This is a genomic window from Sediminibacterium sp. FW305-C-61, from assembly GCF_058231065.1.
In genome coordinates, this window is sequence record NZ_JBIQXR010000004.1 from 67,824 (window position 1) to 84,467 (window position 16,644).

Sequence of the window (16,644 nt, forward strand, 5' to 3'; positions counted from 1 at the left end):
GTACGTTTCATTTGAGATCGAATATTTTACCCGCATTTAAAATATTGTTAGGGTCAAATGCTTTCTTTATTTCGCGCATAATGAACAGATTAGCATCGCGGAATACTGTTGTCATATAAGGCTTCTGAATAAGACCAATGCCATGCTCCCCGCTGATGGTGCCTCCCAAACTTTTCACCAGTTCAAATAATGCTCTCAGGGCTTCAGTCATTTCAGCGTTACCATGGCTGTTTTTAATAGTAGGGTGGTTGATGCGGATATGTAAATTACCATCTCCTGCATGACCATAACAAACCGCATGAAAGCCATATTGTTTGCCGAGTGCTTTTACTCCTTTTATCAAAGCAGGTAATTCGGCCCTTGGCACAACCGTATCTTCTTCAATTGTATAACCACTTGTTTTTACTGCTTCGGCAACACGGCGGCGTAATTTCCAGAGCTCTGCTTTCTGTTGTGCATCATCGGCAAAAAATACCTCGCCTGCTTCAAAGCCAGTAAGTAATTCAGCAATCGATTCCATCTCACTCATCAATACCTCCATATTATTGCCATCTACTTCGATAATCAGGTGGGCTGCAATACTGTCGTCTACAGGCACGGCTGTACTGTCAACCATTTTGCTGACAATTTTCAAAGCATCAATCTCCACCAGTTCCAATGCACTAGGCACAAAACCCGCTCTGAATATGGCACTTACTGCTTCACTTGCTTTTTCCAATGAAGCAAAAGGAACCAGCATCAGTAAATCATATTTTGGAAAAGGAATTAGCTTGAGTACAATTTTGGTAACAATGCCAAGTGTACCCTCACTACCCACTACCAGTTGTGTAAGGTTATAACCAGTAGAGTTTTTCAATACATTGGCGCCGGTCCAGATGATTTCTCCATTAGGTAATACAACTTCGAGGTTTAGTACATAATCTTTTACCACGCCATATTTTACAGCTTTAGGTCCGCCACTGTTTTCGGCAATATTTCCACCAATAAAACAACTGCCTCTGCTACTCGGATCAGGAGGGTAAAAAAGGCCCTTTTCTTTCACAGCATTTTGCAATACTTCTGTAATTACGCCTGGCTCTGTTATTACCTGCAGGTTACGTTCATCAATAGAAAGTATACTGTTCATTCTCTCTGTAGATAATAATACACCTCCTAAGTGTGGCAGTGCACCGCCACTTAAACCAGTTCCGGCTCCTCTTGGGGTTACCGGAATGAGGTCTTTATTACAGATTTTCATGATAGCCGAAATTTCCTCAGCAGTACGTGGTTTTATCACTACTTCCGGCAGGTATAATAAATGCTCGGTTTCATCGTGCCCGTAATGGTTCAGGTTTTCTTCATCTGCCAATACATATGCATCGCCCAATATTGTTTTGAATTGCTGGATATGTTCCTTACTAAGGGTTCCCGCTGCCGACATACACTAATAATTTTGGTAAAAATACTTGTTGGAGGGGAGACAAGTGCAGGATTTTGCGTTTTTAGAAGAAATTTTTATAAAAACTTCAATTTTAGCAGCAGACATTTAGGCATTTTAGGAAGGGTTGTTCTGTTTTTTGAATATCCATCAAAATTTTAACGATAAGCTTAAGAAATAGCAACGTGTAGAACTTACATAAAATATTTTGGGAATAGGTTTATCCAGTATTTTTGCCTTACTAACTAACGATTGTTCGTATATGATTGAATCTATGACCCAGCTAAATCTTCAGCAATTAGTTGCGTTGGGATTAAAACCAATGCAAAATGTTCATTATCAATTAAGTCCGGAACTGTTAACCGAGCAAACCTTGCTTCGCAGTCAAGGCACGTTAAATGATACGGGTGCCTTGTGTATTGAAACGGGAGAATTTACCGGTCGTTCGCCGCAAGACAAATTCATCGTAAAAGATGTTATTACGGCTGATACGGTTCACTGGAATAATTTTAATATTCCGATTGAAGAAAAATATTTCTTTCAGCTCAGGGATAAAATGTTACAGTACCTGAATGGCAGGGAAGATCTTTGGATCAGAGATGCTTATGCCTGTGCGGACCCTGCTTACCGGGTAAATATTCGTGTGATTAATGAAAACCCCTGGAGCAATTTATTTGCTTACAATATGTTCCTTCGTCCAACGGAGCAGGAACTGGATCAATTTGCGCCTGAATGGCATATCATACAGGCACCCGGTTTTAAAGCGGATCCTGCTGTTGACGGAACCAGACAACATAATTTTGCGATTGTTTCTTTTACCCATAAAACCATTCTCATCGGCGGTACTGGCTATACAGGTGAAATGAAGAAGGGTATCTTTACTATTCTCAATTATGTATTGCCACAGGAAAAGAATGTATTGAGCATGCATTGCAGTGCCAATATGGGTGAAGCTGGTGATGTTGCCATTTTCTTTGGGCTTAGTGGTACTGGCAAAACTACCTTAAGTGCAGATCCTAATCGTAAACTGATTGGAGATGATGAGCATGGGTGGACAGCCAATAGTGTCTTTAATTTTGAAGGTGGGTGTTATGCCAAGACCATTGATTTAAGTGAAGATAAAGAGCCGGAAATATTTCATGCGATTCGTCCGGGTGCACTGGTGGAGAATATTGGATTTGTAGCAGGTACAAACCAGATTGATTTTTCTAGTAAAAAAATTACGGAAAATACCAGGGTAAGTTATCCATTGCATTTTATCAGCAATGCTGCTTCGCCAAGTATTGGAGGGTTACCTAAGAATATATTTTTCCTTACCTGCGATGCTTATGGGGTATTTCCTCCCATCAGCCGCTTAACACCTGGTCAGGCTATGTACCAGTTCATCAGTGGGTATACTGCTAAGGTTGCGGGTACGGAGGCTGGTGTAACCGAACCGAAATCAACCTTTAGTGCCTGCTTTGGTGCACCATTCCTGCCATTACATCCTGGTAAATATGCAGAGATGCTTGGACAAAAAATGCGTGAGCATGATGTAAATGTTTGGATGATTAATACCGGATGGAGCGGTGGTTCCTATGGAGTTGGAAGCAGGATGAAACTAAGTTATACACGTGCAATGATTACTGCTGCATTAAAAGGTGAGCTGGATAATGTAGCATTTGAAGCACATCCGATTTTCGGAATGATGATGCCAAAAACTTGTCCTGGAGCACCTGAGGAAATATTAAACCCAAGAAATACCTGGGCAGATAAAGATGCTTATGATGAAAAGGCAAAAGATCTGGCACAACAGTTCATTAATAATTTTTCAAAATACGCTGCTGGTGTTAGCGAAGAAATTTTGCAGGCAGCCCCTAATGTTTAACTGATTATATATCGCCTTAGGCGATATCAACTTGGTCTCTTCGATTGCTTTGTCTGTTTGAATGGAATCCCGTCAATTATGGCGGGATTTCTGTTTTTATAATGTGGAACGAGTTGAGGAAGTATTATAATGTACGACCATGATACTGCTGCCAAAGACGATAATAGTATTCTTTTTTGCTCATTAATACTTCATGCGATCCTTGTTCAACAAGCTTGCCATTTTGCAAAACAACGATGGAATTACAGTTTCTGACTGTAGATAAACGATGTGCAATAATGATGATCGTTTTCCCTTGTAACTGAAACCATAGAAGTGTATCCTGTACCTGTTGTTCACTTATAGGATCGAGATTACTGGTAGCTTCATCAAGAATCAAAATTTCCGGATCTCTGTACAAAGCCCTTGCTATAGCTAAACGCTGTCTTTGTCCGCCAGATAAATTATTCCCCTGTTCATTCAGTGTACAGAAATATCCATCTTTTAATTGCGTGATAAATTGATGTATTCCCAGCAGTTCACATAATTGAACAACGCGGGCTAAATCGGGAGACGAATCTCCGATAGCAATATTATCTAAAACAGTTCCATTGAATAGGTCAATTTGCTGTGGAACAACGGCAATTAATTTTCTCAATGTATGATTGCTGATGTTTTGAATATCGATACTACCGATAAAAATATTGCCCGATTTTATTGGGTATAGATTTTGCAATAATGCAGACAGTGTTGATTTTCCGCTTCCTGTTTCTCCGACAATTGCAGTGGATTGTCCTTTTATGATTTCCAGGTTAAAACCTTCAAATACCACCGATCTTGTACCGTACCTGAAATAAATATTCTTGAAATAGATATTGGCAATCTGATTGCGGTTGAACTGAATGGCAGTGTTTTTTTGTTGTTCAGTTTCCAGATCAATGATTTCAAATAGTCGATTGGCTGCTATTAAAGCATCCTGTATTTGTTTATTTGCACCAATCAGAGCAGATGCAGGTCCGGTGAAGTACCCGATTAAAGCGTAAAAAGATAAAAGTTCCCCAGGTGAAAGTTCATGACTAATTACATAATAACTTCCGGTCCACAGCAGGCCAATGGTGAATATGCGCGTAAAAAATTCCGTACCCGTTCCAATGTATATGCTATAAATACTGCTATTATATACACTTTGTAGTAATTGGAAAAATCGTTCCGAAGTTTTATCATGCGTCACATCTTCGAGTCCGAATTGTTTAATGGTTCCAATAGCATTCATGCTTTCTACCAGTTGCGACTCCAATGCGGCAGCTTCTTCCATTAGTTTTCTTTGCCATTTTTTATTTACCTGATTGCTGATAAAATAGAAGATCAGGTAAATAGGGATAATGGCAAGCATTAGTAAAGCCAGTTTCCAATAATAAATAAACATAACAGCCAAACTGAATAGAATGATAAGTCCATTTACTACAATATTCAGCGCTACACTATTGATGAATTCCCTGATTTTTACCGCATCATTTACCCGACTAATGATTTCACCGATACGCATGGTGTCGAAAAAACGCTGGGGTAGTGATAACAAGTGTTTATAATAGCCCAGTATCAACCTCGCATCAATCAATTGTCCCGTGCGTAGTCCAAAAACTGTTTTGTAGCCTCCGATAATCAGTTGAAATATCAGGATAAATACCATTGCCAGGCTAAGTAGGTTTAACAGTCTTAGATTTCCTTCAACCAGTACATGGTCGATAATTTTCTGAAGATAGATGGATGTCGAAAGACCGAGTATGGTATAAATAATGGCACCTATAAGTGCCTGTATCATGATGAAACGATGTGGTCTGATAAGTTCCCAGCATTTTCTCAATGTACTTTTTTGTCTGTCGTTACTTATAAAGTTTTGGTCTGGTAACATGAGCACTATCACACCACTCCAGGATTCCTGAAATTTATCTATTGTAACTTTATGCAATAATCCATCGGCAGGATCCATATAAAAAATCTTGCTGGCCTTGGCTTTATAAATTACCACATAATGGTGTAATCCATCTTTTAATACCAGATGCGCAATGGCAGGAAGCGGAATCTTTGCAAGGCTTTCCGAATGACCTTTAGCACCTTTTGCCTGGAAGCCCATTTTTTCTGCTGCTTCTATTAGTCCGAGTACGTTGGTGCCTTTTTTGTCTGTCCCTGCATATTGTCTGATACGGCTTACAGGAATGTTGTGATGGTAATATCGGGCAATCGAAGCCAGACATGCTGCACCACAATCAGTGATATCTCTTTGTTTTATGCGAATGTTACGGGTACTCATGGTGCTGTAGGTTCAAAAAGGGTAGGGGCTGTTGGATTAAGCCAGTTGTCGATTTGATCGAAAAGCAGTTGCCAAACTGTTCGCTCTGTTACTATAAATCTCGCTTGCAACGTCAACCCTTTTTTCAGCATACCCCTATATCCATTTTTTAGTAATAATTGCTTTTGGTTGAAACTGCACCTGACTTTGAAAATGGGTTTATTGTCTATTATACTGAAGTCGTTGTCTATGGATACTACTTTTCCTGTTAGTATACCAAAGTAGTTGTAGTCGAATGCATCTATCTGAAACTGGACTTTTTGATGCATTTGTATTAAGCCGATTCTTGATGCACTAATCGGGCATTCTGCCACTAATTCAGTTTCAGGTGAAATGGTACATAATGATTCCCCAGCCTGTATATACCTTCCAATATAGTGATGCTGGCTATTTTGTACAATACCACTCAGTGGGGCATATATTTTGTGTTGTTGTTTTTCTGTTTCAAGAACATGCATTTGAACCTGAATTTGTGAAAGCTCCTGTTTGTAGCGGTTAAGTTCTTGTTGCCAGTTCGATTGCTGATTAAACTGAAAGACTTCAAATTCGGATCTGCGTTTTTGAATTTCTTTTTCTTTATCGAAATATTCTTTCGGGGCTATTGCTTTGCTTGATAGTAAGGTGTAATTTATTTCCAGTTCCTTTTTTAATTTATTTATATCATCTTCCTTTTCCGCAAACTGTGCCAGAAACCGGCTTAGCTCTAGTCGATACAGGGGTGTTTGTAATGCTGATGGTTCAATGCTTTCCTTGCCGGTGAGTTTGGTTAGGTCCGCAATGAAATCCTGTCGTTGTTTTTGTTCATAATGATTCAGGATTATCTTGGGAGTAGTAGTTCGATCCTCTATAACTGCAAGCAACTGCCCTTTTTGAATAAAATCTCCTTCTTTGATTAGTATTGATTCGAGTATGCCGCCGATAGAAGGCTTTATATCTGTTCTTTCTGTTTGAGGTCGTATGATGCCAGTACTTTTTATGGATATAGTTGTTTTGATAAATTGAAGGGAGCCAATAGCAGAGACTACCAGTGTAAGTGTGACTAAATAAATGGCCTTGCTTTTTTTCCATAGGGTCGGTTGATGATTATGTATTGATAGGGTTTGGATTGGTATCATTTGTTTTGAATGAATAATAAAAGCGAATGGTCTTAATTAAGACAGTTAATCCAATTAAGATTGTCATGAACAGATGTTTAGTTGGTGGAGGTATAAATCCATAGATATACACCAGCTTTCCTTTTATAGATAACCAGGGTGGGGATTGCAAATCGATACTCCAGCAGAAATGCTGTTTCACCTGGACATCTAATACTGCATGTTCGCGTAAATATGCAGCGCAATAAGTTGATAAAAGATTGTCTGTTCCAATAAGCAATTTCATAACCAGGTATCCCGCAAATATTGACTTGCACCAGGATAGGATAATTTTTTTCTGAGTTTTTAAAGTTGAATGGGAAGTATGGTTGAGTGCATAAAATATAGGAATACTATACAATGCTTGCCATGCCAGGCAATCTGTGATCAGCAATAACCAGCCACCGTTGAATGTCTGTACTACCCAATTTCCTTCGAGGGAAAGGTCTGGCGACATGATATAAGTACTTATAAGATCATAAGCATTCAATATTGTCATCCATAAAATAATGTACACTTTTTGCTTCATTTTATTAAGAGGGTAAGGTGCAACCACCTTACCCATTTGTTTATTGATGAATAATGGTGTCACGTTTTACGCCATTAGAAATAATGATAGTATCTCCGTGGTGTGTATTCAGATTGTATATATTGGTTGTGTTACCAGTGCCATTTGTAGTATTGGTCTGATTGCCTACACCGTTTCCACAGCTACTAAGCAATAAGCAAGCTCCGATGGCAATAAGCCAGATAAAACCACCATCTGTTTCCTCTAATTCCTGTGCATTTAGCTCAGTTAATTGAAATTGAGATAATTCCATAATGCTTCTTTGTTTAAATGGTTGCAGATTATTTTTTGCCAGGTAAGGGCACTTGTAATGAACCATGTGCGCTTGAACTGTTTTGAACAGAATCCTGACTGAAGTGGCTCGTGTTATTATTATGATCTCCATTGAAACTGTTCACCTGATTACCGCTTCCATTTCCACATCCGGATAGCAGGGCGCAGGCAGCTATTACAAGAAACCACACAAAGCCTCCATCTGTTTCTTCCATATCTGACTGAGACATAGGTATAAGTCCAAAGCGGTTTAATTCTATTGTTTGCATACAAGGTGTTTTAATGGTAAATACTCGTCTGATGTTCGTTGTACATCCGAACAGGGCTTACAGTAAATTTTCCCTTCGACGGCCTCTTTTTCTTTGGGTTAGACCGTACATCATGATCCCGCAATTAGCAGCTGCTGAATGACTGGCTATAGTCGATTACACGACCATTTTAATTGATAGCTGATAGCGCAATGAATAACTACAACCTAATTTGGTGTAGCCTTTACTTTCTGTAGTTGGGGGGAGCGATCATTGAATGATCTTTTATTAATCCATTGTGCTGTTAAGCGTGTGGATGAATGTGGATGTAAAATTAGCTTGAGGGAGAATTCTATGCAATCAAGATTATACACAGATTGAGAAAGAATGAGATGTTGGGTGCGACTGAGGTTAAATAATCAACGAGCGGCGTAGTGAAATCGAAATCGATTGGTGCGAGTGAAGTGGAGTAGGTAGGATAGCTGATTGAGGGGAAGGCTAATGGGAATAATCATATCTTTTAAATGCCACTGAGGGCACAGAGAAACACTGAAACGATTCTGTGCTTCTCTGTGCCCTCAGTGGCATTCAATTAAATGTAACCTATTTAAAAAAGCCCAAATAGCATACCATCAACTTTGCTGATGATTTCTCCAAAATGCTCTTCACTTTCTGCGAACTTATTTTTATCGCAATCGATCACCAGTAATTGGCCTTCTTTGTAGCCATCGATCCATTTATTATAATATTCATTCAGGCGTTTTAAATAATCAAGCCTGATATTTTCCTCATACTCACGACCACGCTTCTGAATCTGGGCCACTAGTGTAGGAACAGATGCCTTTAAATAAATCAGCAAATCAGGTGGTTGTACCATGGTCTTCAGGGTTTGGAAGAACTGGTAATAATTATCGAAATCTCGCTTACTCATCAAACCCATTTCATGCAGGTTAGGCGCAAAAATATTAGCATCCTCATAAATGGTTCTGTCCTGTATCACCGTTTCAGTACCATGGTGAATATCCAATAACTGATTTAAACGACTGTTTAAAAAGAAGATCTGTAAATTGAAACTCCATCTCGGCATGTCTTCATAAAAATCCATCAGGTATGGATTATGATCAACATCCTCAAACTGAGGAATCCAGCGATAATGCTTGCTCAGCATTTCAGTTAGCGTAGTTTTACCGGCGCCGATATTTCCGGCAATAGCCACATGTTTTGGTTTCTTGATTTTCGCCATAAAAATGAAAATACGAAAGTTGAGAGAATTAGGCAGAGAATTTTCAGGGAAGATGATGGTTTGGGGCCGTAGTCCATGGTCCATAGACCATAGTGAATGGTCAATGGTCAATGGTCAATAGTCTTTGGTTAATTTACTATTACTATGGACTATGGACCATGGACCATAGTCTAAGGTCTATAAACCTAATAATCCATCCCTACAGCAGATCGTACCAGTTTTAGGGTAGCTGATGCGCTTTGCCTTGCTTTTTCTGCTCCTTGCCTGATGATTTTTTGCAACAGATCGGGGTTGTTTTGAATATCTGAGGCTTTGGCCCTGATCGGTTGGATAAAGCGAATCATATCTTCTGCCAACTGCTTTTTCAAATCGCCATAGCGAATAATACAATTGCCAGCACTGCTATTATTGAAATCGTCTTCGAATTTTTTTACCGTATCAGCACTACTCACCAGTTTCATAAGTGTGAACAGGTTTTCTATGTAATCAGGTTTTATGGAATTAGGCTCCGATGGTCCCTGATCGGTCTTGGCTTTCATGATTTTTTTCCGGATGCTATCATCTTCATCAGCCAGATAAAGTGTATTCATCTGGTTCTCACTCTTGCTCATCTTTCCAACGCCATCCAGACTTAATATTTTGACCAGTTCCCCTCCATAATTAAATGCATAAGGTAAAGGCAATACATCGCCATAACGATGGTTAAACCTTTCGGCATAATTACGGGCCATTTCCAAATGCTGTTCCTGGTCCTTACCCACGGGCACTTTTACAGCCCTGTGAATCAGTATATCGGCGGCTTGTAAAACCGGATAGGTAAGCAAACCAGCATTTACATTATCTGGCTGTAACCGCACTTTTTCTTTGAATGTAACCGTCTTTTCAAGCTCACCCTTATATGCCATCATATTAAGGTATAAGTATAGTTCGGCAATCTCGGGTACATCACTTTGTACATATAAGGCCACTTTTTCAGGATCTAATCCACAAGCAACATTCTCAGCAATTACCCTGTAAACACTATTTTTTAATTCGCGTGTGTCGGGGTGGGTGGTAAGACTATGCCAGTTCGCTACAAAAAAATAACAGTTAAACTCATCCTGCATACGAACATAGTTACGCATGGCTCCAAAATAATTTCCCAGGTGCAAAAAGCCAGTTGGGCGAATTCCACTTAAAACAACCTCTTTTTCCATCCGGCGAAGATAAGAAAGAGAAACTATAAGCTGCAAGACGCAAGCCATTGCGGTCCGGGAAAAAAAGCTTCTAGCTTCTAGCTGCTAGCTACTGGCTTTTTTAGCTATTAATTTAAGTATCCACAAGCATAAATATGGTAATTAAATATTTATTCTAAGTAGGTTTTACAAAACAAATTCGCAAGCCCTGTCATTTATTCAAATAATTGCAGAAAACCTAAAATATGCACCAATCAAGGCTAGCAGCTAGAGGCTAGAAGCGCGCAGCCTATTTTCCCTTGACAGTTTTGGCCGCAAGCTACAAACTGCAAGGCTTAAAAATTTTCCACTTTTTACTGTTGCCTGTAACTTGCCCTTAGTTTCAAAGATTGAATTTTCTATATCCTTATCAGGGAGGATATTTGTAAAGAAAAAAGGGAAAGGTACATAAACCATAAAACCACCTCCCCAAAATCAAAATTTAAAAACCAAACACAAATCCGACATCAGCCATCCGACATCCTCCATATTATCCACCCCCATCGAGTTCCTCAAAGGCGTTGGTCCGCTACGGGGTGATTTATTGCGAAAGGAACTCGAGATATTCACTTTTGGTGACCTGTTGGATCATTTTCCTCATCGCCATATTGATAAGACAAGGGTCAATAAAATTGCAACCATTAATTATCAAACAGATTTTGCACAGGTAGCAGGAATTTTACAACAGTTTGAAATATTGGGTGAAAAGCGAACCAAACGTTTAGTCGCTTTGCTGAAAGACGATTCCGGCAGCATTGAATTAACCTGGTTCCAGGGTATTAATTGGGTGCAAAAAAATCTGGTGCCGGGACAGAAATACCTTGTTTTCGGGCGAACAGGTTTTTTTAATGGGAAACCTCAAATGGTTCACCCGGAAATTGAACCTTTTGTTGCTGCCAAAGCCGATGGTAAGGAATATCTTGAACCCGTTTATCCAGCCACTGAAAAATTAAAAGCCCGCAGTTTAAATGGTCGTCAAATAGGGAAACTCACTTATCAGTTGTTTTCCCAAATTAAACCAACTGATATCCCAGAAAATCTTCCTGAACATATCATAACTGCACATGGACTAATCAATCGCTATGAGGCCTATGTGAATATTCATTTTCCTGTTTCACAGGATGCGTATAATCGTTCTCTCAAGAGACTCAAATTTGAAGAGTTGTTTATTGCGCAGGTAAGACTTAACCTGATACGATTAGAGCGACATAAAAGCAGCAGGGGAGTACTGTTCGAAAAAGTGGGTGATTTGTTCAATCAATTTTACAATCATTTTCTTCCTTTCCAACTTACCGGTGCACAAAAAAGAGTAATCAGAGAAATTAGAACGGATACCGGACGGGGTTATCAAATGAACCGTTTATTACAAGGTGATGTAGGAAGTGGTAAAACAATTGTGGCTTTACTAAGCATGCTGCTTGCTGCAGATAATGGATACCAAAGCTGCCTGATGGCCCCTACCGAAATACTGGCCCAGCAACATTATACTGGCCTTAAGGAATTGCTGAAAGAAATGCCTGTTGAAATTGCCCTACTTACAGGTAGTGTAAAAGGAAAGGAAAGGAAAAGAATCCTGGCCGGACTACTAAACGATACAATACATTTTGTGGTGGGAACACATGCGGTTATTGAAGATGTTGTTCAGTTTAAAAACCTGGGACTGGTTGTTGTAGACGAACAACATCGTTTTGGCGTAGCCCAAAGGGCAAAATTATGGGAGAAAGCCGCGATACCGCCACATGTGTTGGTGATGACGGCTACCCCAATACCCAGGACCCTGGCTATGACCGCCTATGGCGATCTTGATTATAGTGTAATGGATGAATTACCACCGGGCAGACAACCTATCACTACTGTTCATCGTAATGAAATAGCAAGGGCAAGTGTAATGGATTTTGTAAAAACAGAAATTCAAAAAGGCAGACAGGCTTATTTTATATACCCACTGATTGAAGAAAGTGAAAAATTAAGTTATGAAGACCTGATGCAGGGCTATGAGCAGGTTAAAAGTTTTTTTCCTGAACCAAAGTATCGTATAAGTATGGTGCACGGCAGGCAAACTGCAGATCAGAAAGAAACAAACATGCAACGTTTTGTATCCGGCGACACACAGATAATGGTAAGTACCACTGTAATTGAAGTAGGCGTAAATGTTCCCAATGCCTCGGTTATGGTTATCGAAAGTGCCGAAAAATTCGGATTATCGCAATTACACCAGCTTCGAGGAAGGGTGGGAAGGGGTAGTGAGAAAAGTTTTTGCATTTTATTAACGGGTGCCAAAGTAAGCAAAGAGGGCCGTGAACGGATCAATACTATGTGTGCCACAAATGATGGTTTTAAAATAGCAGAAAAAGACCTTGAACTGCGTGGCCCTGGTGATATTGAAGGCACCAGACAGAGCGGTGAATTGAATTTTAAAGTAGCTAGCATAGTGCAGGATAAGGACTTATTGGAATTGGCCCGGACAGCCGCAGAACAAATTTGTGAGGAAGATCCGGACCTGAATATGGCAAAGAATTTGCTGTTAAAACATTACTTGAAGTCACAGAAAGGTAAAAATGCCTGGAGTAAAATATCCTGATGTGAACTTTAACATGGCAGGAATCGTTTATTATAGTAACTTATTAAAAAATTGAGGATTGGCAGCACTGAAGAAAATAGTTGGTGTAGTGGTATTGCTTATGTCAGGAATAATGACCTTTGCACAGAATTATCTGGAATTTGTTGAAAACAAGGGGCAGTGGGACAAGAAAATACGCTTTCTGGCTAATACAGGCATTGGATCCGTGGCGCTCCAATCTGATGGATACCGGGTTTTACTTTATAATGAATCAGATTTAAGCAGGTTGAACCCTCATGCTGGTACGCACCAGCATAATACGCCAACTCCTACAGTAAAAACTTCCTCAAATGTGGACATTCCCCGAAATCCTGAAGGAGGTGGGGGGACATCTGAAAACGGTATTTTAAGAGGGCATACTTACCAGGTTAAGTTTCTTAATGCAAACCCCAATGCCGAAGTGGTTCCTGATAAAGCACTTTCCGCTTATAACAACTATTTTATCGGAAATGATTCTACGAAATGGGCGCCTAACTGTAAGATATACCAGGCAGTTACGTTTAAAAATATCTATCCCAATATTGATATCCGTTATTACACAACAAGCGGGGTTTTAAAGTATGACCTTATTGTACATCCAGGAGGTAATATCGATGATGTAAACCTTTATTTTGAAGGTGCCGACGGACTTAAAGTAAAAGATAAAAAGCTGCTGATCAAAACATCAGTAATGGATGTTCAGGAGATGGAACCTTATAGTTATCAACTACTACGTAATACTAAAAAGGAAGTTCCCTGCAGTTTTGATGTGAAAGGTAATATTGTTCGTTTTAAGCTGAATGGAGCTTATAATAAAGATGCTACATTGGTCATAGATCCATCTATTGTTTTTATTAGTTATTCCGGTAGTACGGCAGATAACTGGGGTTTTACTGCAACCTATGATGCGCAGGGTAATTTTTATGGTGGTGGTATCGTATTTCAGTCAGGTACATTCCCGGTAAATAATGGTGCATTCCAAAGAACTTTTCAGGGCGGTGTACGAGAAGGCGACTTACCTGCTAACGATATTGCAATTATCAAATTTGATCCCTCCGGATTCAACAGGATTTATGCTACCTATCTGGGTGGTACAGGGAATGAGCAACCGCATAGTCTGGTTGTTGATGGACAAGGAAATTTATTTATAGCCGGACGTTCCAGTTCTGGAAATACCTATCCTACGCGTGGACTTGGTTTATACGGTAGTGGTGGTGGGGCTGATATAATTATTACTAAATTAAATGCCTCTGGCTCTGATATTCTTAGTTCAATTCGTATAGGGGGGACTGGTGATGAAGGTGTGAATGTACGTCAGAACTATACACCGCCTTTTGTAGCAGAAAGTACCCGCAGAAATTATGGGGACGATGCACGCAGTGAAATCATACTTGATGCGGCAGGTAACCCTATTCTGGCATCTGTAACCCAGTCTGTGAATTTTCCAATAACAGCTTCCGCATTTCAAACTACTCCGGGAACAGCTACTCCAACACGTTTTCAGGATGGAGTAGTAATTAAATTAAATGCAGATCTTAGTGCAGTTCAATTCAGTTCATTTCTGGGTGGAAATGGAGATGATGCCGCTTTTGTACTTGCCCTGCACCCACAAAATGGAAATATCTATGTGGCCGGTGGAACCATGAGTAATAATTTACCAGGTGATAAATCCGGCGTATTATTTCCAACTTTTCAAGGTAATGTAGATGGCTTTGTATCAATTATTTCACCAGATGGTTCTCAAATTCTTAAAACAAGTTATTTCGCAACAAACGGTATAGACCTGATCTATGGAATTCAATTTGACCGAAATGGGTTCCCTTATATCATGGGAACAACTACTGTTGCCTGGCCTGTAATAAATGCACCTATAAACGCGAATAATAGTCAGGCAACCGGTAAGCAATTTATTTCTAAACTACAGCCTGATTTATCTGGCTTTATATATTCAACCAATTTCGGAACGGTTACGGGTAGTGTACCCAATATTTCACCAACCGCTTTTCTTGTTGATCGTTGCGAAAATGTCTATGTATCCGGTTGGGGAGGAACCTTACAAACAGGGATGCCCTCATCTGGTACAAGGGGATTGGTTACTGCAGGAACAGATCAATTTAAAACATCAACAGACGGGGAGGACTTATATTTCTATGTAATTGAAAAAGATGCCCGGTCTATTTTATTTGCTTCATTTTTTGGCGCCTCAGCATTAAATGCAACAAACCCTCCTTCACCAGACCATGTTGATGGAGGAACAAGTCGTTTTGATCGCAATGGGACTATCTATCAATCAATTTGTTCCTGCTCCGGCAATTCAGATGGCTCTGGAATGGTAACGGGTACTGCAGGAGCCTGGGCAAGAAATAACCAGAACCAATCTAATGGGGGACGCTGTAATCTATTGGCCATAAAATTATCATTCGACCTTGCAGGTGTTGGTGCGGGTATTCAGACATCTATAAACGGCGTGCCGAGAGATACAGCAGGTTGTGTACCATTAACTGTCGATTTCCGTGATACCATCGCTCAGGCAAAAGCTTACTGGTGGAATTTTGGGGATGGTACACCTGATATTCGTACCACCACTCCATCTATATCACATACGTTTAATAATATCGGACTTTACAGGGTTAGATTGATAGCAGTTGATTCCAGTAAGTGCAATCTTGCCGATACAGTTTATATCAATATGAGGGTAAGAGGCGATGAAGCTGCATTATCATTTACGGCAACAAAAGTGCCGCCTTGCGAATCATTAACTTTTGAATTTAATAATACTTCTGTTGCTCCCGCGGGTAAACCATTCACCAATCAAAGTTTCAGGTGGGATTTTGGAGATGGAACAACCAGGATTGCAGGTACTGGCATTGTAACTCATACCTATGCCGCTGGTGGTACGTTTGATGTAAAACTGGTCTTAATTGACACCAATTACTGTAATCACGCAGATAGTATTATTCAACAGATTCGCATTTCGCCAAATGTAGATGCAAGGTTTACTACACCTGCAATTGGTTGCGCTCCTTATAATGCTGTATTCAATAATACATCATTAGCCGGACAACAATTCTTCTGGGATTTTGGCGATGGAAGCACATCTACGGCAACGAGTCCAACCCATTTATATGCAACCCCGGGTTCTTACACTGTACAATTAATTGCAGTAGACAATGCAACCTGTAACCTGCGCGATACAACCACACAAACCATTACGGTTAGTGGAAGTCCGACAGCAGCTTTTACCTATTCACCTAACCCAACAGAACCCAATACACCAGTTGTATTTAATAATGGCACGGTTGGCGGAACAAGTTTTAAATGGTTATTTGGTGATGGGGATAGTACCATTACCACCGACCCGGATATACAGGTGCCACATCAGTATAATAGAACCGGAACTTATAATGCATGCCTAATTGCGTTTAATGCGGCTGGTTGTAGTGACACAACCTGCCAATCAATAAGCGTAACCGTAAATGCAAATGCTGAAGTGCCCAATGCATTTTCACCAAATGGCGATGGCACCAATGACCGCATATTCGTGAGGGGTTTCGGAATTGGTAAAATGACCTGGCGCATTTATAACAGATGGGGGGTACAGGTTTATATTAGTAATAACCAGACAGAAGGCTGGGATGGTACATACAAAGGAAGGTTGCAGCCTCAGGATGTGTACCATTATACTTTACAGATTGAATTTACGAGTGGAGATAAGGTATCCAGGAAAGGAGATATTACATTACTTCGATAATT

The 16,644-nt window shown here is 40.0% G+C and carries 11 protein-coding genes; 3 read left to right on the forward strand and 8 right to left on the reverse strand.

Features of this window, described 5'->3' with window-relative positions; translation table 11 throughout:
* Positions 1-7: 7 nt before the first annotated feature.
* On the reverse strand, positions 8-1,420 hold the full coding sequence (locus ACH30E_RS11420; RefSeq protein WP_294990648.1) for an FAD-binding oxidoreductase: 1,413 nt from the start codon (positions 1,418-1,420) through the stop codon (positions 8-10).
* A 271-nt stretch (positions 1,421-1,691) separates the two neighbouring features.
* Between ACH30E_RS11420 and pckA the strand changes: the two genes are divergently transcribed.
* Positions 1,692-3,284, forward strand: a complete 1,593-nt coding sequence (pckA, locus tag ACH30E_RS11425) for a phosphoenolpyruvate carboxykinase (ATP) (RefSeq protein WP_490824924.1) — start codon at positions 1,692-1,694, stop codon at positions 3,282-3,284.
* Positions 3,285-3,408: 124 nt separating this feature from the next.
* Here the strand turns inward: pckA and ACH30E_RS11430 are convergent, their stop codons facing one another.
* The 7 genes from ACH30E_RS11430 to trpS form a co-directional block, all read right to left on the reverse strand.
* A complete protein-coding gene (locus tag ACH30E_RS11430; RefSeq protein ID WP_490824925.1) occupies positions 3,409-5,574 on the reverse strand; it encodes a peptidase domain-containing ABC transporter in 2,166 nt (721 codons plus the stop codon).
* Positions 5,571-6,728 carry an HlyD family secretion protein gene (locus ACH30E_RS11435; protein ID WP_490824926.1) on the reverse strand — a complete coding sequence of 386 codons (1,158 nt, stop codon included), beginning with the start codon at positions 6,726-6,728 and terminating at the stop codon, positions 5,571-5,573. Before ACH30E_RS11435 ends, ACH30E_RS11430 begins: the two co-directional genes overlap by 4 nt.
* On the reverse strand, positions 6,697-7,338 hold the full coding sequence (locus ACH30E_RS11440) for a hypothetical protein (RefSeq protein ID WP_490824927.1): 642 nt from the start codon (positions 7,336-7,338) through the stop codon (positions 6,697-6,699). The genes ACH30E_RS11435 and ACH30E_RS11440 overlap by 32 nt, the downstream gene beginning before the upstream one ends.
* The gene (locus ACH30E_RS11445) at positions 7,316-7,567 is read right to left on the reverse strand and encodes a hypothetical protein (protein WP_294990633.1); all 252 of its coding nucleotides are present in this window, start codon (positions 7,565-7,567) and stop codon (positions 7,316-7,318) included. The genes ACH30E_RS11440 and ACH30E_RS11445 overlap by 23 nt, the downstream gene beginning before the upstream one ends.
* Positions 7,568-7,595: 28 nt before the next feature.
* Positions 7,596-7,856, reverse strand: a complete 261-nt coding sequence (locus tag ACH30E_RS11450; RefSeq protein ID WP_294990630.1) for a hypothetical protein — start codon at positions 7,854-7,856, stop codon at positions 7,596-7,598.
* A 586-nt stretch (positions 7,857-8,442) separates the two neighbouring features.
* Positions 8,443-9,078: a deoxynucleoside kinase gene (locus tag ACH30E_RS11455; RefSeq protein ID WP_294990627.1), complete on the reverse strand. Its 636-nt coding sequence runs from the start codon at positions 9,076-9,078 to the stop codon at positions 8,443-8,445.
* Between the two features lie 185 nt (positions 9,079-9,263).
* Complete coding sequence (trpS, locus tag ACH30E_RS11460) at positions 9,264-10,274, reverse strand: tryptophan--tRNA ligase (RefSeq protein WP_294990625.1); 1,011 nt, start codon at positions 10,272-10,274, stop codon at positions 9,264-9,266.
* A 433-nt stretch (positions 10,275-10,707) separates the two neighbouring features.
* Here trpS and recG point away from each other — a divergent pair, with 433 nt between their 5' ends.
* Positions 10,708-12,873, forward strand: a complete 2,166-nt coding sequence (gene recG / locus ACH30E_RS11465) for an ATP-dependent DNA helicase RecG (protein ID WP_490825183.1) — start codon at positions 10,708-10,710, stop codon at positions 12,871-12,873.
* A 58-nt stretch (positions 12,874-12,931) separates the two neighbouring features.
* Positions 12,932-16,642 carry a DUF7948 domain-containing protein gene (locus ACH30E_RS11470; protein ID WP_490824928.1) on the forward strand — a complete coding sequence of 1,237 codons (3,711 nt, stop codon included), beginning with the start codon at positions 12,932-12,934 and terminating at the stop codon, positions 16,640-16,642.
* The last annotated feature ends 2 nt before the right edge of the window (positions 16,643-16,644 follow it).

Coding starts and splice junctions, on each gene's coding strand:
- ACH30E_RS11455 (WP_294990627.1), bottom strand. CDS start 9,078: ATGGCGAAAATCAAGAAACCAAAACATGTGGCTATTGCCGGAAATATC.
- trpS (WP_294990625.1), bottom strand. CDS start 10,274: ATGGAAAAAGAGGTTGTTTTAAGTGGAATTCGCCCAACTGGCTTTTTG.
- ACH30E_RS11450 (WP_294990630.1), bottom strand. CDS start 7,856: ATGCAAACAATAGAATTAAACCGCTTTGGACTTATACCTATGTCTCAG.
- ACH30E_RS11420 (WP_294990648.1), bottom strand. CDS start 1,420: ATGTCGGCAGCGGGAACCCTTAGTAAGGAACATATCCAGCAATTCAAA.
- ACH30E_RS11445 (WP_294990633.1), bottom strand. CDS start 7,567: ATGGAATTATCTCAATTTCAATTAACTGAGCTAAATGCACAGGAATTA.
- ACH30E_RS11435 (WP_490824926.1), bottom strand. CDS start 6,728: ATGATACCAATCCAAACCCTATCAATACATAATCATCAACCGACCCTA.
- ACH30E_RS11430 (WP_490824925.1), bottom strand. CDS start 5,574: ATGAGTACCCGTAACATTCGCATAAAACAAAGAGATATCACTGATTGT.
- pckA (WP_490824924.1), top strand. CDS start 1,692: ATGACCCAGCTAAATCTTCAGCAATTAGTTGCGTTGGGATTAAAACCA.